This window comes from Bacteroides luti, from assembly GCF_900128905.1.
Taxonomy (GTDB): domain Bacteria; phylum Bacteroidota; class Bacteroidia; order Bacteroidales; family Bacteroidaceae; genus Bacteroides; species Bacteroides luti.
The window spans coordinates 17,649-39,558 of the sequence record NZ_FQTV01000016.1; the positions used below are offsets into that span (position 1 = coordinate 17,649).

A 21,910-nucleotide genomic window follows, 5' to 3' on the forward strand; every position below is an offset into this window, starting at 1 on the left:
TCTATTTTTAATATATCCGGAGCAAATATATTATTATTTTATTAAGTACGCAAAGTTTTAATGAATATTTAATGTTAAATCAACACTATTTTTCAATTATATTTTTATTAAATGTATTTAATCGCTATTAATTGTTAATAATTAAACCATTAATATTATATATAATTAATAATATTAATTAAGTTGGCCTATATTTATAAAGGCTAAATAATAAGTCGAAAAAGTAAAGCAGAAAGCAGCCTTTAAACTATTTATTCAACAAATATCAGGCTAGACATCTAATACAATCAAAGTTCAAAAATCCAATCGAGCCACTATGAAGAATTTAAAGATTAAAGCATCTTATTTTTCTGCTAGACATTTAATCATAAATTATAAATGAAACAAAAGATAAAAATTTAAAGTTCGTTTTATAAAAAATAAATCGTAGAAGAAGAGAATAAATATGATTGCTAAACTTATTTAGGCACAACTCAAGGCTTTGTTATATCTAGAAGTGAACAATTAAGAATTATAACAATAAAAAAAATTAGAAAAAAAAGAAGCAAGAATAGTCGTAATCAATAAGAAAAAAAAATGAATCTTTGAAGAGAAAAAATGCAAGATTCTCTCAGCACATACATATTAATAGGTAATATATATGTGCTGAGAGAATAAGTTGTTTTATGAATTCATATATCCTTCGAAATTTAGAATTGAACGATATAAAAGAGAGCCTCTATCAACCAATCTATCATTATTCAAATCAGCTACAATTCGGATAGAAGTACTTTTATGTTAATAAAACGAGTATTATTCATCCCAGACTATATATGCTGATACAAGCCAGTGATTCATTTTGTCGCCTTCAGAAGCTTGCGCTTTTGGAATCGCTATATTCAGTGAGTGATCTCCAGGAGATAAATTTTCTAATAAAACAGAATATGGCGCGACTACACTTCCAGGACACCAATTTGAACGAGATAAATCCGAAGAAGCAATTGGTTCTTCAATTTCCTTTTCTGCACGCTTGCCTTCTTCTGATATATAAGAAGCAGTACGCTTTTGCAACCAAACACCTGTTGATGGATTAAAGCGTCTGAAAGATGCACAGTCGTTTCTCCATGGAATAAAGCGAATAACTTCATGTCCATCAATCGATACTATATTTTCTTTCTTTACAAATTCATCTCCACCATCATGCCCCCCGTGTCCGGTAGTAATATAATTCAGCCGAACATTCTTTGCATTCTTTGGCAAAGTAAAAGGCACACTCAAAGATTTACGAGCAAACAAATCGGGTATTGACTGGCCATAATAATACACAGTATTCACCAATGGCACAACTTTTCTTTTAGGCAGTTTATCGCATTTCAAAGCACTTTCTTTAAAATCCAGTTCTAAAGATAATTTATATCCCTCTTTTGTCCAAGTATCAATAAAAGCGCCTACATAAACCTCACCCTCTAAAAGTGGGTAAAGATCGGTAATATTCTGTTCCCATTCAGCATACGGAGCAAATTCATCTATGTATACAGGTTTTCTCCTCTCAGCAGTAACACTATCCATTTTACTAAAATAACCAACCCCAAAAGGAGTCATAAAACGCATAAGCTCTACATTAGGAGAAAAGCTATCACCTGGAACGATACCTTGAAAATGTTCCAATTTAGTTGAATCAACAGCTGGATATTTAGCACGTCCAGCCGCCACTTCAATCATATTAATAACAGATGAAGCCGGAATCACAAAACATGACCCGCTCTTATCCCATCGATCACCATTAGAAGTTAATTTCACCTTTGCAGATACAACAACATTCTGTTTAAACTTAGGCACACGAATTTTCTTAATTACAATTCGTCCATGATCGAGGCGAATCAATCCATCTCCTTCCCAAACTTTATCAGGATAATCATTGGAATTAAAACATACCGAAGTTTCGTTAAATGGTTTGATGACAAATTCTGTATTATGATTTGAAGCAGATAGCTTTTGTCCACAAACAGCCAATACCAAAAACAACATAGCTATAAAAGCATTGCCGCACGATAGAAATGAGTTTTTATTCATATATTCAAATTACATTTTTAGTTATAAAAGCAAAAACCACTATTTTATAATAAACAGCAGCACATATTTTATAAGAATAGCATACAAAAATACACATAATATATTAATACTATCAATTGATAAGTTATTTTTTAAATCAAATTAAAAATAATCCATTTTTTTCTTGCCTATTTAATATATATCCCATAATATTAAAAACAGATTTATTAGACCAATTCATTCTATTTGCTGTTTTTTTTGTAATTTCGCGCCCTTATTTTATGAATATAGAATAAATTATTATAAAGAAAGAGGTCAATGTTCATCTCATTCTGAAACAGCAAGGAAACATTATAAATTATGTAATATATGGATATTCAGACAGAAACAACAAAAGAGAAGAGCATTCCGACTGCATCTTCAGACTTAATTTACGGACTCAATGAGCGCCCACCGTTCAAAGATGCCCTGTTTGCAGCGCTACAGCATTTATTAGCTATCTTTGTTGGTATAATTACCCCTCCTCTAATTATTTGCGGTGCATTAAAAACAGACCTTGCGACTACAGGATTTATGGTTTCAATGGCTCTTTTTGCTTCTGGATTATCTACTATTATACAATGTAGAAAGTTTGGTCCACTCGGATGCGGTTTATTATGTATTCAAGGAACCAGTTTTTCGTTTATTGGCCCTATTATTACTGCAGGAATGCAAGGAGGGCTTCCACTTATATTTGGTTGCTGCATGGCAGCTTCACCGGTTGAAATGATTGTTAGCCGCACCTTTAAATACATGCGACATATCATTACTCCTCTTGTGTCGGGAATTGTAGTATTACTTATCGGACTAAGTCTTGTAAAAGTTGGTATCGTATCGTGTGGTGGAGGTTACGCTGCAATGGATAACGGAACTTTTGGAAGTATTGAAAATATTGGGATTGCCGCTATGGTATTATTAAGCGTTATGTTTTTCAACCGCTGCAAAAATAAATACCTTCGAATGGGATCAATAGTTTTAGGATTAATCCTTGGATACGCTGTTGCTTTTGCCTTGGGTAAAGTAGATCTTTCAAAAGCGATGACAACAGATATATGGGCATTTAATATTCCTATGCCTTTCAAATATGGTTTGAATTTTGACTTTTCAGTATTCATCGCTTTGGCTTTGATATATCTGATTACGGCTATCGAAGCAACCGGAGATGTTACTGCCAATTCAATGATTTCTGGTGAACCAATTGAAGGTGACCTTTACCTTAAACGCGTTTCGGGAGGTGTTTTAGCCGATGGATTCAATTCTTGTCTTGCAGGGATATTTAATTCATTTCCTAATTCTATTTTCGCACAAAACAATGGAATTATTCAATTAACAGGAGTTGCAAGTCGTTATGTGGGTTACTATATAGCAGCTATGCTTATTTTACTGGGGTTGTTCCCTATTGTGGGTATCGCCTTTTCATTAATGCCCGATCCTGTATTAGGAGGAGCGACATTATTAATGTTTGGTACTGTAGCAGCATCTGGAATTCGTATTATTTCATCACAGACAATAGACAGGAAAGCTTCTTTAGTTTTAGCAGTAAGTCTTGCCATAGGTTTGGGTGTAGAACTGATGCCTAATATTCTGGAGCAAGCACCTCAAGCTATTAAATCAATATTCTCATCAGGTATAACAACCGGTGGATTAACTGCAATTCTTGCAAATGCATTGATCCACGTAAAAGAAGGAAATGAAGAAAGAAAAAAAGAAAGAGAAATAGTCGATTAATTATGGATATATTAAAAAAGCGCATTCTGCAAGATGGCAAATGCTATGAAGGCGGAATTTTAAAAGTAGACAGTTTTATCAACCATCAGATGGATCCCATGCTGATGCATAAAATAGCTCAGGAATTTGTTACCCGTTTTAAAAACGAGCGCATAAATAAGATAGTAACAATTGAGGCCAGCGGAATAGCTCCTGCTATTATGGTTGGGTATTTAATGCAGCTTCCTGTTGTTTTTGTAAAGAAGAAACAGCCCAAAACTATGGAGAATATGCTTACCACAACAGTGCATTCTTTCACTAAAGACCGTGATTACACTGTTTGCATAAGCAACAACTTCCTCACTCCTGAAGATCATGTTCTATTTATAGACGATTTCCTTGCATACGGAAATGCAGCCTTAGGAATGATCGACCTGATTAACAAATCTGGAGCAACCCTTAGTGGTATGGGATTTATCATTGAAAAAGCATTCCAGGACGGAGGAAAAATTCTTCGCGAGAAAGATGTTCATGTAGAATCTTTAGCTATTATTGATGATTTATCTAATTGCGAAATAAAAATTAGATAAAATACCTATATAATAATGCAATAAAAAATGCATTGCATTTACGCTACATATAATTCATTTTTCAAAAATGATCTAGCAATCTAGCAGCAGGCATTTAACTCATTGTAAATAAACACAATAAGGGTGCTAGATCAAATAAATTTGATCTAGCAGTAATCTAGCAATCTAGCGCTTTTAAAAAAGCATAGCCAGATATTGATAAATATCTGGCTATGCTCAAAATTATAGAGTCGTTTTTAATCCATTCACCAATAATTCTGAGCCATTGGTGAATGGATTTTATTTATTGATGAATAATTCCAAAAGCATTAATTATCAAATTCCACATTAAGCCCTTGGTATATTTCATCATCTGTCTTAACTTCCTTACTCATAATAAATTCACACTTACCACCTTTTTCATCCAATTCAAAAATGGAGTTTTGTTCTAAATTCCATCCAAGCTTGCTCATATAGTTAATTACATCTATATCTGATTTAAACAATATAACATTTTTGTTCTCATCACATAGTTTTGCTTTATAACCAGAGCCAAAATCAAAATAAGTCTTACTTTTAATAAAAAGCACTCCTCCATAATATTGGAACTTACAAAATGTTTTATAGGCAAAGGCATTCGTTGCAAAAATAGCAAAGACAGCTATTAACAGAATCTTTCTCATAGAATAGTTATTTTAATTAAACATAAATTTTAGCCTTGTAAGTATACAATAAAAAAATCAAAACGTATAAATATGTCAGGAATAAAATCAGTTTTATTAAAATAGCAAAGGCCTGTTTTAACTATATTTTACCTTTTAGATAAGGATTATAATTTATCATTCTTTCTCTTTGGCTGATTCTTACTTCAACTGTTAAAGAAGAGTCTTCATTCTTATTCTTCTTACCATCGCGTTTCTTTATCAGCTTTAAATCTCGTATTTTTAATTTCACATAATCTAATTCTTGCACTGTTAGGTCATTCAGCAAGTTAATTACTTCGTCAACTTTTTCCATAAATTCGGTTTCTTTTTATTGTTTTATTTGTTATGAATCTGTTACTTAAAAACAAATCCGTATAAACATTTAATTTATACGGATCTATATTTTGCATAAAAGTGGAGCTGGAGGGAATCGAACCCTCGTCCAAACGAGGAAATCATAAGCTTTCTACATGCTTATCTTCGCCTAATTTTTCGAGTACGGCAAGACCGAAGCCACCAACCAGTACCTTAGTCTCTAAATTTTCGCAAGAGCCACGAGACGGGACCCAAACTATTTCCGATATAACTGCACCACTAAACCGGAACGCTTCGGAACAACAGCAACCGAGTGATGTCTCGTCTCCGCACCTAGTGCAGAGATAAAGCTAATCTACTATGATTCGATTAAGCAGCAAGAGCGTAATTATTTTCGCCAGATAAAATTTTGATAACTGAGATTTAAGTGCAAATCACCGACGCACTGCATGCTTACATACCATTTCTGCCCGCTGTCAAATCCAGTCAACCCCTTAAGAAGGATTAATGTAACCACTCTATAGCGCTACAAAGATATAAACTTAGTATTGATTTGCCAATTATTTATTGTGTCTTTTGAGAATTATTTATTCTTATTATACTTTACACTGATTTCCTTTCCCCAATCGTTAAGAGTTTCAATAACCGGAATAACGGATTCTCCCATAGAAGTGAGCTTATACTCAACTTTTGGCGGAACTGTTGGATAAATAATACGCTCTACCAAGCCCGTTTGTTCCAACTCCCGAACTGTTTGGGTAAACATTTTATTGGCTATCCCATTCAAACTGCGTTGAAGTTCGCCCGAACGCATCATCCCATCTCTAAGATGATATAATACAATCGGCTTCCACTTACCACCAATCATGTCCATCACTAACTCTAAAGAACAAAAATAGTCCTTTCCCTTAAAAATATATTTGTCTATACACCCTTCATTTCCCATAATTCACTCCTTTTGGTTACTATACTACTTTTTAGTAGGTACTTGCACAATCGATATTAATATCTGAAATTTGCAGCAAAGAAACAAAATTAAAAGGAGAAAAGAAATGAAAGTTGTAGCAATTAACGGAAGCCCTCGTAAAGAGGGTAATACTTATCATGCATTGATGGGTGTTGGAAAGCAATTAATGGAAAACGGTATTGAGTTCGAGATTATCCACATCGGCAATAAAGCAGTGAGAGGATGCATGGCCTGCGGCGGATGTTCAAGAAACAAAGACGAGAAATGCGTTATTACAACAGATCCTTTGAATGAGTGGGTTCAGAAGATGAAAGGTGCTGATGGAATTATTCTTGGTTCGCCTGTTTACTATGCCGGAATACCGGGAACCATGAAATCTTTCCTTGATCGTACTTTTTATGTATCGGGCAGTAATGGCAATTTATTCCGTCAGAAAGTTGGCGCTGCAGTTGTTGCTGTACGCCGCACAGGAGGTTCTTCAACATTCGACAGCCTGAACCATTATCTGAATTATTCGGAGATGATTCTTGCTACGTCAAACTACTGGAACATTACTCATGGACTTTCTAAAGGAGAGGTTTTAAAAGATGATGAGGGCGTACAGATCATGGAAGTTCTGGGAAGAAACATGGCGTGGTTACTTAAAATGCGCGAACAAACAAAAGAATCCGTTCCCGCTCCTGAGAAGATCGATAAGATTTACACCAATTTTATCCGTTAATAAAATAGATTTTATACATCCTCGTTACTGGTTATTAAGTTAAAAAGTAAGCCGGATATATAAAAAAGTTCTCCATTGTAACTATTGTTACAAGTGGAGAACCATGAATTACCATACCTTTGCATCATCATCCAAAATATTGAAAGAATGAAACGAACTGTGATTAAAATAGATGAAGCGTTGTGCAATGGTTGCGGAATGTGCGTAGAAGGTTGCCACGAAGGTGCTTTACAGCTTATAAATGGCAAAGCTGTAATGATCAGCGATTTATATTGTGATGGCTTAGGAGCATGCATTGGTGAATGTCCGGTTGGTGCTATTGAACTGGAGGAACGCGAAGCAGAACCTTACAGCGAAGAAGCTGTTATGGAGCGTATTACTCCTAAAGGCGAAAAAGTAATCCTGGCTCATTTGAAGCACTTAAAAGAGCATGGCGAAAAAGAATTGCTTATGCAAGGCGTTGATTATCTGAGAAGAAACAACATAAAGGTAGATCTTTCACAGGTTCATGGACAGCCTCATGCCGGCGGAATGCACGGAGGATGCCCTGGCTCTATGGCTCGTACACTGAAATCTGCAGGACCATCTGTTGCTAGTTCTGGTTTTGCTACCGGCGACACTGCAATTTCTGCTCCGGCTTTTTCTTCCGCACCTCAAGTTTCGGAACTTCGTCAATGGCCGGTTCAGTTTCATTTACTTAATCCGCAAGCTGGTTATTTTCAGGGAGCAGATGTATTATTGGCTGCAGATTGTACTTCTTTTACAGCCGGTAACTTTCACAGCCGTTTTCTAAAAGGAAAGATTCTGGCTATTGCTTGTCCTAAACTTGATAGCAACACGGAATCTTATATAGAAAAACTTAAAGTTATGATAGATGAATCTATGATTAATACTCTTACAGTGTTGATTATGGAAGTTCCATGCTGCGGAGGATTACTTCAGATGGCAAAAATTGCAAGAGAAGAAGCTACACGCAATATTCCTATCAAAGCAATTGTATTGTCTTTGGAAGGGGAAGTTAAAAGTGAAACATGGATTTAATCACTTAAAAGATTTATTTCTTTGATATATTAAGTAGTTAAGAGTAGTCAACACTAGTTGGCCGATTAGCCTCATGAACTTGATAATCTTGTATTGAACAAGTAATTATTAAGATCTTGAGGCTCTTTTTATAGATATAGCCAGTAAAAGCTGATTTTAACAAAATGCCATAAAAAAACAATTGTCACATAAAGTGATAACTATACACTTAGTCATTGAACTCATCCTCTTATTATTAAAAGGCAGATATAATATTAACAACATATTTATAACGTCAGAAAATGTTCCAGAAAGTGTTACTTTAAATAAAACAAAGCATAAAAACTTCTGATATAATGCATTTCTTTTGTCCTTTTTTTAATTATTTTTGCAGCAAAAAACATGAAACAAAGGAAATTACTCTTAATTATCTTATTGGCAGCATGCCAATTTGTTGCTGCACAAAATCTTCAGTTACATTATGATTTCAGACATGCTCTTCACAGCAAAGTCGCTCCAGAAAATTACATAACTTCAACATTCGAAATGTTTAAGCCTGATAAATGGGGGTCGACTTTTATGTTTGTTGATATGGACTACAACCAAAGTAAAGGAAATATTGGAACTGCTTACTGGGAAATTGCACGTGATTTCAAAATTGGTAAATGTCCTATCATGCCACATATTGAATACAATGGTGGAGTAGGTAATGCAGAAGGTTTCGGTTTTTCAATTGCTAACGCTTACCTAGTAGGAGCTTCTTATCCATTTAGCTGTGGAAATGCTAATTTCAGCACATATATTGCTTACAAATACAATGCATTTGCAAAAGCAAGTAATGATATTCAATGGACAGGTACATGGGGTATTCCTTTACTAGATAACAAACTAACTCTTTCTGGATTTATCGATGTTTGGACAGAAAACAAAGATCGTTCAGGAGTAGAATCAGGGAAGAAGGTTATTTTGCTTACAGAACCCCAGATCTGGTATAACGTAAATTCTAAGTTATCTGTAGGTTCAGAAATTGAAATCAGCAACAATTTCTATACAGGTTACGAAAATAAAGCTTATGTATGCCCTACTATAGCAGCTAAATGGAATTTCTAAACAAGAATAAAGATAAATACCAATGATTGAAAAACTATTTAAACTGACAGAAAATAAAACTAACGTCAGAAAAGAAATCATTGCAGGATTAATCACGTTCCTGACAATGTCTTACATCTTAGCTGTTAATCCTAGTATTCTTAGTGCAACGGGGATGGACAAATCTGCCCTATTTACTACAACAGCCCTAGCCACTATTATAGGTACGCTTTTAATGGCCTTTTTACCAAACCTGCCTATTGCACAGGCACCAGGTATGGGACTAAACAATTTCTTTGCTTTCTCAGTAGTGCTAACTATGGGATACAGCTGGCAAATGGCTCTTACTGCTGTATTTATTGAAGGTTTGATTTTCATTCTTCTTACATTCTTCAATGTACGTGAGTTGATTGTGAAGAGTATTCCTCAAACATTAAAAGAGGCTATCCCCGTTGGTATCGGACTTTTCATTACTTTAATTGGTATGAAAAATGCCGGAATAATTGTTGGGAATCCTAATACTCTTGTCTGTATGGGAGATTTAGCTAACCACAATGTTTGGATTGCAATGATAGGCCTTATTGTTACCGGTGCTTTATTCGCTATGAACGTTCATGGTTCTATCTTAATTGGTATCGTTATAGCAACAGTTTGTGGAATATTCTTCGGAGAAGTTCACACACCAGAAGCAGGTATTTTCTCACTACCTCCTTCTATTGAGCCTATCTTCTTTAAGTTCGATTGGAATCATATATTCACTTTTGATATGCTCGTGGTAGTATTCACGTTCTTATTCGTTAACTTATTCGACACAGTAGGAACTTTGATTGGAGTAGCATCAAAAGCTGGATTTATTGATGAAAAAGGAAACTTTCCACAAGTTAAGAAAGCTCTTTTTGCTGATGCTTTAGCAACAACATTTGGTTCAATCTTAGGAACAAGTACTGTAACTTCTTATGTAGAAAGCTGCGCAGGTGTTGCTTCAGGTGGTAGAACTGGTTTAACAGCAGTAAGTACAGCATTTATGTTCGTTATTGCATTGTTCCTGTCACCACTATTCCTTATGGTACCGGCTTCAGCAACTGCTCCCGCTCTTATCATCGTTGGTTTATTCATGATTTCTTCAATCATCAAAATAAACTTCAACGACATGACTGAATCTTTACCTGCATTCCTTACAATTGTAATGATGCCATTCTGCTACAGTATCGCTCAAGGTATTGTATTCGGATTCCTAAGCTATACTTTCTTAAAAGTATGTACAGGACAAGGTAAAAAGGTTTCGGTTGCTGTTTATGTAATCGCTTTACTATTCCTAACAAAGATGGTTATTGATGCTTTGCATTTAGTATAAAGATTTGCATTAAATCAGATAATATAATAAAGGCTGCCGAATAATTATTCGGCAGCCTTTATTATATTATCCTATATTATTCCTCGATTAAAACTCACTAGTGAAATGGAACTTAATACTCTTAAAGTCCATTTGCGCCATCTGAAGTACATAGTTACTATCGGCAAGGAAAACATCTCTACCTTCTCGATCCTTAGCCATGAACTGATATTTACGTTTCTTGAAAGCTTCTAGTTCTTCTTTGTTATCGCTTTCTACCCAGCAAGCTTTATAAAGGCTCAACGGTTCCCAACGGCAAGCTGCATTGTATTCGTTGAGTAAACGGTATTGTATTACTTCGAACTGCAACTGCCCTACCGTACCAATAATTTTACGACCATTGAACTGGTTAACGAACAACTGAGCAACACCTTCATCCATTAACTGATCAACACCCTTATTGAGCTGCTTCGTTTTCATTGGATCAGCATTCTCGATGTATTTAAACATTTCCGGAGAGAAGCTAGGCAAGCCTTTGAAGTGTAGCTCTTCACCCTCTGTTAAAGTATCACCGATTTTAAAGTTACCTGTATCTGGCAAACCGATAATATCGCCAGGATAAGCCTCATCAATTGTACTTTTCTTCTGAGCCATGAATTGTGTTGGCGAAGAGAAGCGCATGGTTTTTCCGTGACGGATATGTTTATAAGGTGCGTTGCGCACAAACTTACCTGAGCATACTTTACAGAAAGCCACACAAGAACGGTGGTTAGGATCAATATTAGCTGTAATCTTAAAGATAAAACCTGTGAACTTTTCTTCTTCGGGTTCTACTGTTCTCTCTTCAGCTTTTACCGGACGAGGGGATGGGGCAATTTCCACAAAGCAATCGAGCAATTCCTGCACCCCGAAATTATTAAGGGCAGAACCAAAAAAGACAGGAGCTATCTCAGCACTCAGATATTCGTTGATATCAAATTCCGGATATACTCCATCAATCAGTTCCAGGTCTGTGCGAAGTTTATCTGCGAGAGGTTTACCAATATTTTTATCCAAATCTTCACTATCAATACTAACCTCTACCTTTTCTGTAACAACCTGCTTACTTGGTTGATAAAGATCAAGCTTTTGTTCGTATATATTATAAACGCCTTTAAAACGAGCACCTTGTTCAATAGGCCAGCTTAATGGGCGAACTCTGATTTGTAATTCAGATTCTATTTCATCCAGCAAATCAAAAGGATCGCGTCCTTCACGGTCCATCTTATTTATAAACACAATTACCGGAGTGTTTCTCATTCGGCAGACTTCCATCAATTTACGAGTCTGCGCCTCAACACCCTTTGCACCGTCAACAACAATAATTACACTATCTACAGCAGTCAGCGTACGGAATGTATCTTCTGCAAAATCCTGGTGACCCGGAGTATCAAGAATATTCACTTTATAGTCGCGGTAATCAAACTCCATCACAGAAGTCGTTACAGAGATACCACGTTGTTTTTCAATCTCCATCCAGTCGGAAGTTGCCGTTTTCTTAATCTTATTAGACTTCACAGCCCCGGCAACCTGAATTTGCCCTCCAAACAGAAGAAGCTTTTCCGTTAATGTAGTTTTACCCGCATCCGGGTGAGAGATAATAGCGAAAGTACGCCTTCTTTTTATTTCGTCAAGCATATATTGGTTTAATTAATATCATTTATGCACTCTTGTAAGCTCACCTCCCAGTGAGGGATTTCAATATCAAAAGTCTTTTTTATTTTTGTTTTATCTAATACAGAATAATGAGGGCGTGCCGCTTTTGCAGGATAATCGGCAGTGTGAAGAGGACTCACTTTGCATGTATTGATTCCGGCTATACGATGAATGGCAAGTGTAAAATCGTACCATGAGCAAACCCCTTCATCGCTAAAGTGGTAAATACCCGGAACAATACCTTTATTAATTGCTGCATAAATTGCTTTGGCAAGATCACGCGCATAAGTTGGCGTTCCTATCTGATCAAAAACAACCCCCAAAGATTCTCTCTCCTTGCCAAGACGGATCATTGTCTTTACAAAGTTGTTTCCAAAGGTAGAGTAAAGCCAGGCAGTTCTTATCACAATTGCTTTTGAGCAATTACTCATAACATTCTGTTCGCCTTCCAGCTTTGTATTTCCATAAACAGAAGCTGGGCAAGTAGGTTCTTCTTCAGTATAAGGTATATGATTGGTTCCGTTAAAAACATAGTCTGTTGAAACCTGAATCATAGCAGCACCTCTGCTTTCTGCAGCCTTAGCAAGATATCCAGGAGCAACAGCATTCAGCTTTCTGCATAAATCAGCATTATCTTCTGCTTTATCCACAGCTGTATATGCTGCACAATTCACAATTACATCGATTTGGTTTTCTGTAACAAACGTCTGTATAGCTTGTTCATCACAAATATCAAGTTCTTGTACGTCTGTAAAAAAATAGTTGTATTGATTGTTTTCCGAAGAAAGCAAACGCATTTCATTGCCTAATTGACCATTGGCACCGGTTATCAATATATTTTTCATGACTAATCGTCTAATTTTAAATCTCCGTTTCTATCCTTTTCATAGTAGTTTGACAATAACGAAAGGAACTTCGATATTGTTTCTATTGCTTTACTTGTTTCAGGAGTTATTTCTTTTTTTTGAAGCTTCAGTAACATAACGCCATATAACGCTTCAAAACAGGTTTCTATTTCAGACTCTTCTGTATTTTTATTCTTATTACGCAATTCCACTATAAAAGGCAAAGCCTTATAATAAGCTGCACCATAAAAAGGTTCTTTTGGAGAACGTAACAACTGTAAATGCAAATCTGTAAGTGAGATAATTACATTCTTATTTATCTGCAGATGCCCCCTTTCTATTACACCTTCAACGCGCATCATGCCTATTAAATCATCATACCATTGAGTCAACTTAGCTTTTTCTACTTCATCTATCTGGTATTGGCTTATAAAGCTTGATTTCAACTTATCAATATCACATCCGGCAGCGCGAATAATATCTTCGATTTGCCACATGTATATAAGGTATTCAGCAATATTGGTTTGCTTAAGTTTTTGTGCAATAAACATATTCTATTTAATTAGTAAAGTGGTTTTCCAAAGAAAGTAAACATCAATCCAAGAACAGATAGCACCATTACCACTACACCTATTGTACGGTTAATAACCCATATACCTCTTACATTGAATCTTGTACGCAATTTACTTACAATAAATGTTATTAAAAACCACCATGTAAACGCACCCAGAGCAATTGACAAATAACCAACTATCTTTTCATATAAATGTATTTGCGGTGCAATAAAGGTAAAGCGTGCAAAAAGACCTATAAACAGGAATATTATAAGTGGATTAGAGAGTGTTACCGCAAAAGCAGTAATAAAATTATGTAAATAAGTTCCCTTGGAAGGAGATGCCGGCCGTAATGAGTTAACCGGATTGCTTCTGAAGGTATATACTCCAAAGACAAAAAGCACTATACTACCCAGCAGTTGCAGATAAAACTGATTTGCTGAGATAAAGTCAAAGATAAAACTCATCCCATAACCAGTTAATAATGCATAAGCAATATCACTTAATGACGCACCCAAACCGGTAACAAATCCATACCATCGCCCTTTATTCAGAGTACGTTGAATACACAGCACTCCAACGGGGCCTAGAGGAGCAGAGACCACTACTCCAATGATAAATCCTTTTATCAACAGATCTAATATCGTTACTTCTATAGCTAACATTTTGCAAAGATGGCACTTTTTTGCGAAATTTGAAGCATTCTATTCACGTTTTTTGCCTTATCTCACTTTGGTTTAGCTTTTTTAGCAATCATTTTGCACAAGCAAAAAACCGGCTAAATAAATTATTTAACCGGTTCTAGAAAAGAGTCTGCAAATTACCTAGTTTCTACAACGCCCGAACGTAATATTAAATCCAAAACAAATGTTTGTATTAAAGTTATTGGTTGGAATGTATTGAGGGGTAACATTTGTTATCATTCGGTCGGACCCAACAAAGAATGTAAATCCTTTGGGATGTATATTCAGCATCCAGCCAAGATTGGGACCAAAAGTTGAATAAGAATAGTTAACCGAAGCATCCAGCCACCTTGCCGGCCTGATATTTAATGACGCCATAGCCTGACTCCAGGTATAAGGTTTATTAATATGAGTTGTTGCTAATGCTCCTAACGACATTTTATCATTAAAGAACAAGTATTCGGCTCCAAAGTTTACAGTAGAAGCAAGAGTTGTTGTGCGGTTTACTTTTCCTTCATCATAAAACTTAGTCATATCTTCCAAATCGTCTTTCATGTTTTCGAATTGTTCATCAACGCTATTAGGATCTCCTTCTTCAGGGTCTACTGCAATGTTATTAAAGCCATCAAAAGTAAAAGGCTCATTATTACGGGTTGCACCCTTAAGACTATTTTTCCAATTGATAAATCCAAGATCGAGTACAGAAGCAGACAATATAAAATTATCGCCAATTCTATAAGTCACTCCTAAATCAATACCAGCTCCATAACCTGCAGGGCCTGCTTTATCAACATCATACCCACTAATTTCGCCGGGATTCTCGACTTTTGTTTTATAATAGCCTCCTCCAACAGCAGTATTTATTGTTCCATTAGCCATTGCCTGCCATTTATCGCCAGTGAGTTCAACATCCATCTGATCTATTTTAGTATCAACATTGGCACCACCAACCAGGAATTTCAATTTAGCACCAATGGTTAACCGGTCATTAATCTCATGTGCATGCCCCAAAGCCAGTTCAACATAATTATTTGAATTAGCAGCAAAGTTTTTAATGTGATAAACCTCCTGATCCATACCTGTCTTCATAAAATTGAATAGTTCGTATGGCAAGTTCACCGAGGTATTAGATTTTACTCCAAGTTCAATGGTATTAAATCCGCCACATCCATAGAATCCGGCAGAAAGGATTGTTAGTCCAAAACTTGTATTTATCTGGTTGTTTGTCTTTAAGTTGCCAAGAAATTCTTCCCGGGAGACAGACGAACTCATAAAAGTAGTCAGATCGTGTTTGCTTTCCGGATCATTGTATTTATAGATAAAATCAGTAAGTCCAACGTTACTACTAGTCCCCACATTTACATTTCCAAGTAATGGTATACTGATGTAGTTTCTCTGCCCCATAAAAGCAGGATTCAACTGATGGCGAAAAGTTGCCCCTTCGAGGAAATAAGAAGAATTCAATGTTTGTGCCAGAATATTTGTTGATGCTCCTCCAGCAAAAAGGAACAATATAATGATTTGTAAACGCAATTTCATATCTTTTTGTTTTATTTCGGTAGCAGGTTAGTTAATCATTTAAATCGTAATCCATTCCACTTGCTGCTTTAGCTTTGATATTCTTCAGGCGGATGTATTGATCTTCTTTCAATGGCATGCCATTTACTGTTTCTGTAGATTTAGCCGTTACTTTCAGCAACAAACCATCCAGATTCTTAATAGCTCCATCCGTTGTTTCCGTCAGTTCAATAGTTATCGGAGACTCCTGAGCCCCACCATTTGCAGCACACGATTTAATATCACCTGTAATCTTTACTGAGACACCTGGCAATGCTCCCGCATTTTTATTAATTCCTACCGTAGTAGCATTTAGTTGCAGAGCCAATGGTATAGTGTTTTCTACTGTAGCTGTTACAGTTAATGACTTTACATTCAAATCTTTGATGTCATCATTAAAGCCGTCAATCGAATCATTATACACGATTGACAACCCAGATCCAAATTTAAACGGAACTTCCACACTATAATTCATGCCTACACTATAGCTTTTGCCTAACTGTATTCTGTGCGATGTACTTTGATCGGCCCGGGCATTCATTACAAACCGGATATGATTAGGAATTGTCTCTATCAAATCGTTTAAATTTGCAATTTTATAGTTTTTGCTGCCAACAGGACCACCCACTCCTGTTCTGGATAAACAAATAACTGTTTTAGCATTGGCATCAATGGTTATAGGATTACTGGTTGTACCCTCAACTGCTACTTCACTTAACTCAGTTCCATCTCTATATCCTTTCAAAAGACCTGAGATAATTACTGGAATATCGGTACTATTTGTTACAGTGAGATTAATCATAGGATTTACAACATCCATTTTCACTTCTTTATCTTCCAGAAATTCCGGAATTTCAAAAGATACCGGATCTGCATTTATACTAATGGAAGGATCTATAATTCCTTCAATTTCGGAGATTGTTGCGGGACTAATCTGAACAGAAGTAGCAAGTGACACATTTCCTTTTAACTGAGAGTAATCAACATTTGAAAGAGCTATACCACCGGAAAGAGTTATATTTTTAACAACATCCAGTATCTTATTATTTATAGTAGATGCTCCACCATTTTCATTTGAGAAATCGAAAGAAGTAATATAAATATCTTTAGAGAATTCTGAAGATGTAGTTTCATTCAAAACTAATTCATGGCTTGAATTTAGCTGTGAAGAAACCAAATAATCTGGAAACTTTAGTTTCAGACTATTGAGATTTACCAATGTCCCGGAAGGAATTCCTGAGAATGCATATTTTATAGTAGCTTTTACCGGTGAAGCAGAAGGAAATATCACTTTCTTTATTGAAGAAACCTCAGAAGGAATGCTACGATGTACAAGTTCGAAAGTAGAAGAAGTAGTAGGTACGGCAAAGTCTACACTACCAATGGTAGATGCTCTTCCTGCTAATCCTGCAGTTCCAAAGTCAATCAAAGGCAAAGTAATTGGACTTATACTAATTGGAGAAACACTGTTTATCTTTATTTCAACCGGATCAACCGTCCCCTCTTTATACAATGAGTACTCACCTCCATTAAGATGTATAACATCAGACTCATCTGCTTTTATTATTTTACTCAGTTTAATATAGTCTGTGCTACCAATAGGCATTGCAAGCGCATTCCCTCCTACATGAATTTTTAAATCAATATCTTTACTTAAGTCATAAGTATTGTCTATGCACGATGTAGATAAAAAAGAAAAAAACAAAGAACTTGCGAAAATAACTTTCAAATAGTTTTTAGTTACAGGCATTATGTGATAATTTAATTCTTAAAAAGACTCTTTAACATTTTCTTGCGCAAACATAATGCTTTTTTTAGAAATATAAATCATTCATTTTTTCATTATTTTATCAGACTAAAAGTTTATTACCGCATTTATCTAAAGAAACAAAGAATAATAGTAATTAAAAACTCCGTCTTAAAAGATATAGAGATTCAAATCATCAAATAAAGTGTAGGTTAAGCAATTTTACTTATTAATAAATCTTATATTTTAAAAGTTTTAGGAATAGCTGCTTTTTAATATAAAAACAATCGGCGGTTTATTCAAAAATTCAAAAAACAAAGCCTGTCTTAGCCAAATTAAAGCTATAAGTATAAAGTAGAATTCATTCACCAAACATTTTATATTTATATTAGAATAAATTTTATTTTGATATACATCTAAGCCATCTTTTGATGTACATCAAACACATATTATGATGTACATCATAATATTACTTTGATATACATCATAATTAAAAAATAACTATATGAATAGTATAACTCGCAAATAATAAACACATTTCTTTCACAGCCCGAGGGTTTTGCGTAACTTTGCATGCAAAATAGAAAATAATTCATCCAGAATTATAATAACCCATATATACTTAAAGTGATATGATTCTTTTTTTCAGAACCCCTTCTCAGAGCGTGGTGGCCGTAGAAGCCGACCATGAATTCTCTTCTGAGGATATCAAAAAACTCAGTTGGCTTTTAGGTGAAGCAAATGTGGAAAGCGAAGACCAGTTACAAGGTTATTTTGTTGGCCCTCGTAAGGAAATGATTACTCCTTGGAGCACAAATGCCGTAGAAATTACTCAGAACATGGGTATTGAAGGTATTCTCCGGATTGAAGAATACTTCCCTGTAGAAGATGAAAACGCAGACCGCGATCCAATGCTGCAACGCATGTACAAAGGTTTGAATCAGAATGTATTTACAACCAATCGTGAGCCTGAAGCTATTATTTACATTGACGACTTAGCTGCTTACAATGAAAAAGAAGGTCTGGCTCTTTCTCAGGAAGAAATGGATTATCTTATCAACATGGAGAAATCCATGGGACGTAAGCTTACGGATTCTGAAGTTTTCGGTTTTGCACAGATTAACTCAGAGCACTGCCGCCACAAAATCTTCGGTGGAACTTTCGTTATCGACGGTAAAGAGATGGAATCTTCACTTTTCCAGATGATTAAAAAGACTACTGCCGAAAATCCAAACAAGATTATTTCTGCATACAAAGATAATGTAGCCTTTGCTGAAGGACCGGTTGTAGAACAATTCGCTCCGGCCGATCATTCAACTTCTGATTATTTCCAGATTAAAGATATTAAAACAGTCATTTCTCTAAAGGCTGAAACTCATAACTTCCCAACAACTGTTGAACCTTTCAACGGTGCTTCTACCGGAACTGGTGGCGAAATCCGTGACCGTATGGGTGGAGGAAAGGGTTCTTTACCTATTGCAGGAACTGCTGTTTACATGACTTCTTACCCTCGTACTGAGGAAGGACGTGAATGGGAAGAGCTTCTTCCGGTTCGCGAATGGTTATACCAAACTCCGGAACAGATTCTTATCAAAGCTTCGAACGGTGCATCCGACTTTGGAAACAAGTTTGGTCAACCACTTATCTGTGGTTCTGTACTTACATTCGAACACGAAGAAAACAATGTTCGTTACGGATATGACAAAGTTATCATGCTTGCCGGTGGTGTAGGCTATGGAACAAAACGCGATTGCCTGAAAGGTAAACCCGAAACTGGTAATAAAGTGGTTGTTCTTGGTGGTGATAATTACCGCATTGGTTTAGGTGGTGGTTCTGTTTCTTCAGTAGATACAGGACGTTACTCAAGCGGTATCGAGCTTAACGCCGTTCAGCGTGCAAATGCTGAAATGCAGAAACGTGCCAACAACGTGGTTCGTGCACTTTGCGAAGAAGATGAAAACCCTATTGTATCAATCCACGACCACGGTTCTGCCGGACACGTAAACTGTCTTTCTGAATTAGTTGAAGAAAACGGTGGATTAATTCACATGGATAAACTTCCTATCGGTGACAAGACTTTATCTGCAAAAGAAATCATTGCAAATGAGTCTCAAGAACGTATGGGATTATTAATAAAGGAAGAAGCTATCGAACATGTTCGCAAGATTGCCGAACGTGAACGTGCCCCAATGTATGTTGTAGGTGAAACCACCGGCGACGGACGCTTCGCATTTGAACAGGCTGACGGAGTTCGTCCATTCGACTTATCAGTTGACCAAATGTTCGGAAGTTCTCCTAAGACTTACATGATAGACAAGACTGTAGAGACTCATTACGAGAATGCTTCTTATAATGTAGACAATCTTGATGAATATCTTACCCGCGTTCTTCAGCTGGAAGCTGTAGCATGTAAGGACTGGTTGACTAACAAGGTTGACCGTTCGGTAACTGGTAAGGTTGCTCGTCAGCAATGTCAGGGAGAAATTCAATTGCCACTGAGCGACTGTGGTGTTGTAGCTCTTGATTATAGAGGAGAAAAAGGTATCACAACTTCAATTGGTCATGCACCTCAGGCTGCTTTAGCCGATCCTGCTGCCGGTTCCGTTCTTGCTGTATCCGAAGCTCTGACCAATCTTGTGTGGGCTCCTCTTGTAGATGGTATGGATAGTATTTCTTTATCTGCCAACTGGATGTGGCCTTGCCGCTCAATGGAGGGGGAAGATGCACGTCTTTACACTGCAGTGAAAGCATTGTCTGATTTCTGCTGCGGTTTGCAAATCAACGTTCCTACTGGTAAAGACTCTTTGTCTATGACTCAGAAATATCCTGACGGAAGCAAAGTTGTTTCTCCTGGAACAGTTATTGTTTCTGCCGGAGCTGAGGTTTCTGACATCAAGAAAGTGGTTTCTCCAGTATTAGTAAACGATCCAAAAAGTTATTTATACCATATAGACTTCAGTTTCGATGCTTTGAAACTTGGAGGTTCTGCATTTGCTCAATCACTTAATAAAGTGGGCGATGACGTGCCATGCGTACAAGATGTAGAATATTTCCGTGATGCATTCCTTGCAGTTCAGGAATTAGTAAACAAAGGATTAATCATGGCCGGACACGATATCTCTGCCGGTGGTTTAATCACTACTTTACTTGAAATGTGCTTCGCAAATGTAGAAGGTGGTCTTGAAGTTAATCTGGATAAAATGAAGGAAACAGACTTGGTTAAGATCTTGTTTGCAGAAAATCCGGGTATCGTTATTCAGGTTAAACACAAAGCTGAAGTTGAAAAGATTCTTGAAGATGCAGGTGTAGGATTTATCCTGATTGCCAAACCAACCGACGAACGTCATATTCTTGTTTCAAAAGATGATGCTACTTACCAGTTTGGCATTGATTATATGCGTGATGTATGGTACTCTTCATCATACTTGCTCGACAGAAAACAATCTATGAACGGTTGTGCTAAAGCTCGCTTCGAGAACTACAAGATGCAGCCAATTGAGTTTGCATTCAACAAAGAGTTCAAAGGCAAACTTTCTCAATATGGTATCTCTCCTGATCGCCGCACTTCTAGTGGCATAAAGGCAGCTATCATTCGTGAAAAAGGAACCAACGGTGAGCGTGAAATGGCTTACTCATTATATCTTGCCGGATTTGACGTGAAGGACGTTACCATGACCGACCTTATCAGTGGCCGCGAAACATTGGAAGATCTCAATTTGATTGTATTCTGCGGAGGTTTCTCAAACTCAGATGTACTTGGTTCAGCCAAAGGATGGGCCGGAGGATTCTTGTTCAACGAAAAAGCAAAAGCTGCTCTCGACAAGTTCTTCGCTCGTAAAGACACATTAAGTCTTGGTATCTGTAACGGTTGCCAGTTAATGATTGAACTTGGCTTAATCAATCCTGAACATGAGAAAAAAGCAAAAATGCTGCATAATAACTCTCATAAGTTCGAGTCATGCTTTGTAGGAGTTACTATCCCAACCAACCGCAGCGTAATGTTTGGTTCATTAAGCGGATCTAAACTAGGTATTTGGGTAGCTCATGGTGAAGGTAAGTTCTCATTACCTTATGAAGAAGATAAGTACAATGTAGTAGCAACATACTCTTATGACGAATATCCAGGTAATCCAAATGGTTCTGATTACAGCGTAGCAGCTCTAGCTTCAGAAGACGGACGTCATCTTGCTATGATGCCTCACTTGGAACGTGCAATCTTCCCTTGGCAGAATGCATATTATCCAGCTGACAGAATAAATAGCGATCAGATCACTCCATGGATGGAAGCATTTGTTAATGCACGTAAATGGGTTGAAGAACATAAATAAAAGCTA

Annotated in this window: 17 protein-coding genes and 1 other RNA gene; 7 read left to right on the forward strand and 11 right to left on the reverse strand. The window is 36.5% G+C overall.

Annotation, left to right across the window (positions count from 1 at the left end; all coding sequences use genetic code 11):
• Positions 1-792: 792 nt before the first annotated feature.
• Positions 793-2,052 carry a PNGase F N-terminal domain-containing protein gene (locus BUC21_RS13330; RefSeq protein ID WP_073403242.1) on the reverse strand — a complete coding sequence of 420 codons (1,260 nt, stop codon included), beginning with the start codon at positions 2,050-2,052 and terminating at the stop codon, positions 793-795.
• Between the two features lie 348 nt (positions 2,053-2,400).
• Here BUC21_RS13330 and BUC21_RS13335 point away from each other — a divergent pair, with 348 nt between their 5' ends.
• Positions 2,401-3,798 (forward strand): nucleobase:cation symporter-2 family protein, encoded by a 1,398-nt coding sequence (locus BUC21_RS13335; RefSeq protein ID WP_073403244.1) that lies wholly within the window; start codon positions 2,401-2,403, stop codon positions 3,796-3,798.
• 2 nt (positions 3,799-3,800) lie between these two features.
• Positions 3,801-4,367 (forward strand): xanthine phosphoribosyltransferase, encoded by a 567-nt coding sequence (gene xpt / locus BUC21_RS13340; protein ID WP_073403245.1) that lies wholly within the window; start codon positions 3,801-3,803, stop codon positions 4,365-4,367.
• A 308-nt stretch (positions 4,368-4,675) separates the two neighbouring features.
• On the opposite strand, the gene BUC21_RS13345 is transcribed toward xpt, so the two are convergent.
• The 4 genes from BUC21_RS13345 to BUC21_RS13360 all read right to left on the reverse strand — a co-directional run bounded on the left by BUC21_RS13345 (position 4,676) and on the right by BUC21_RS13360 (position 6,311).
• Positions 4,676-5,029 (reverse strand): hypothetical protein, encoded by a 354-nt coding sequence (locus tag BUC21_RS13345; RefSeq protein ID WP_073403247.1) that lies wholly within the window; start codon positions 5,027-5,029, stop codon positions 4,676-4,678.
• 121 nt (positions 5,030-5,150) lie between these two features.
• A complete protein-coding gene (locus BUC21_RS13350) occupies positions 5,151-5,363 on the reverse strand; it encodes a hypothetical protein (RefSeq protein WP_073403249.1) in 213 nt (70 codons plus the stop codon).
• 99 nt (positions 5,364-5,462) lie between these two features.
• Positions 5,463-5,859: a transfer-messenger RNA gene (gene ssrA, locus BUC21_RS13355) on the reverse strand.
• A gap of 89 nt (positions 5,860-5,948) precedes the next feature.
• Positions 5,949-6,311: a winged helix-turn-helix transcriptional regulator gene (locus tag BUC21_RS13360; RefSeq protein WP_073403251.1), complete on the reverse strand. Its 363-nt coding sequence runs from the start codon at positions 6,309-6,311 to the stop codon at positions 5,949-5,951.
• 106 nt (positions 6,312-6,417) lie between these two features.
• On the opposite strand from BUC21_RS13360, the gene BUC21_RS13365 reads away from it, so the two are divergent.
• The 4 genes from BUC21_RS13365 (at position 6,418) to BUC21_RS13380 (ending at position 10,516) form a co-directional block, all read left to right on the forward strand.
• On the forward strand, positions 6,418-7,053 hold the full coding sequence (locus BUC21_RS13365; RefSeq protein ID WP_073403253.1) for a flavodoxin family protein: 636 nt from the start codon (positions 6,418-6,420) through the stop codon (positions 7,051-7,053).
• 147 nt (positions 7,054-7,200) lie between these two features.
• Positions 7,201-8,094 carry an ATP-binding protein gene (locus BUC21_RS13370; RefSeq protein ID WP_073403255.1) on the forward strand — a complete coding sequence of 298 codons (894 nt, stop codon included), beginning with the start codon at positions 7,201-7,203 and terminating at the stop codon, positions 8,092-8,094.
• Between the two features lie 381 nt (positions 8,095-8,475).
• On the forward strand, positions 8,476-9,183 hold the full coding sequence (locus BUC21_RS13375; protein ID WP_073403257.1) for a DUF5020 family protein: 708 nt from the start codon (positions 8,476-8,478) through the stop codon (positions 9,181-9,183).
• A 22-nt stretch (positions 9,184-9,205) separates the two neighbouring features.
• Positions 9,206-10,516, forward strand: coding sequence for an NCS2 family permease (locus BUC21_RS13380; protein WP_073403259.1), 1,311 nt, complete (start codon positions 9,206-9,208; stop codon positions 10,514-10,516).
• An 87-nt stretch (positions 10,517-10,603) separates the two neighbouring features.
• Here the strand turns inward: BUC21_RS13380 and BUC21_RS13385 are convergent, their stop codons facing one another.
• From BUC21_RS13385 to BUC21_RS13410, 6 genes are all read right to left on the reverse strand, one after another.
• Positions 10,604-12,172 (reverse strand): peptide chain release factor 3, encoded by a 1,569-nt coding sequence (locus BUC21_RS13385; RefSeq protein WP_073403261.1) that lies wholly within the window; start codon positions 12,170-12,172, stop codon positions 10,604-10,606.
• Between the two features lie 8 nt (positions 12,173-12,180).
• Entirely contained in the window at positions 12,181-13,035 is an 855-nt protein-coding gene (rfbD, locus tag BUC21_RS13390; RefSeq protein WP_073403263.1) for a dTDP-4-dehydrorhamnose reductase, read from the reverse strand.
• Positions 13,036-13,037: 2 nt separating this feature from the next.
• Positions 13,038-13,586 carry a DUF4924 family protein gene (locus BUC21_RS13395; RefSeq protein WP_073403265.1) on the reverse strand — a complete coding sequence of 183 codons (549 nt, stop codon included), beginning with the start codon at positions 13,584-13,586 and terminating at the stop codon, positions 13,038-13,040.
• An 11-nt stretch (positions 13,587-13,597) separates the two neighbouring features.
• Positions 13,598-14,254, reverse strand: a complete 657-nt coding sequence (locus BUC21_RS13400; RefSeq protein ID WP_073403267.1) for a LysE family translocator — start codon at positions 14,252-14,254, stop codon at positions 13,598-13,600.
• Positions 14,255-14,413: 159 nt separating this feature from the next.
• Positions 14,414-15,811 carry a DUF5723 family protein gene (locus tag BUC21_RS13405; RefSeq protein ID WP_073403269.1) on the reverse strand — a complete coding sequence of 466 codons (1,398 nt, stop codon included), beginning with the start codon at positions 15,809-15,811 and terminating at the stop codon, positions 14,414-14,416.
• A 31-nt stretch (positions 15,812-15,842) separates the two neighbouring features.
• Positions 15,843-17,579, reverse strand: a complete 1,737-nt coding sequence (locus BUC21_RS13410) for a hypothetical protein (RefSeq protein WP_073403270.1) — start codon at positions 17,577-17,579, stop codon at positions 15,843-15,845.
• A gap of 629 nt (positions 17,580-18,208) precedes the next feature.
• Here BUC21_RS13410 and purL point away from each other — a divergent pair.
• The gene (gene purL / locus BUC21_RS13415) at positions 18,209-21,904 is read left to right on the forward strand and encodes a phosphoribosylformylglycinamidine synthase (protein WP_073403272.1); all 3,696 of its coding nucleotides are present in this window, start codon (positions 18,209-18,211) and stop codon (positions 21,902-21,904) included.
• Positions 21,905-21,910: the final 6 nt, after the last annotated feature.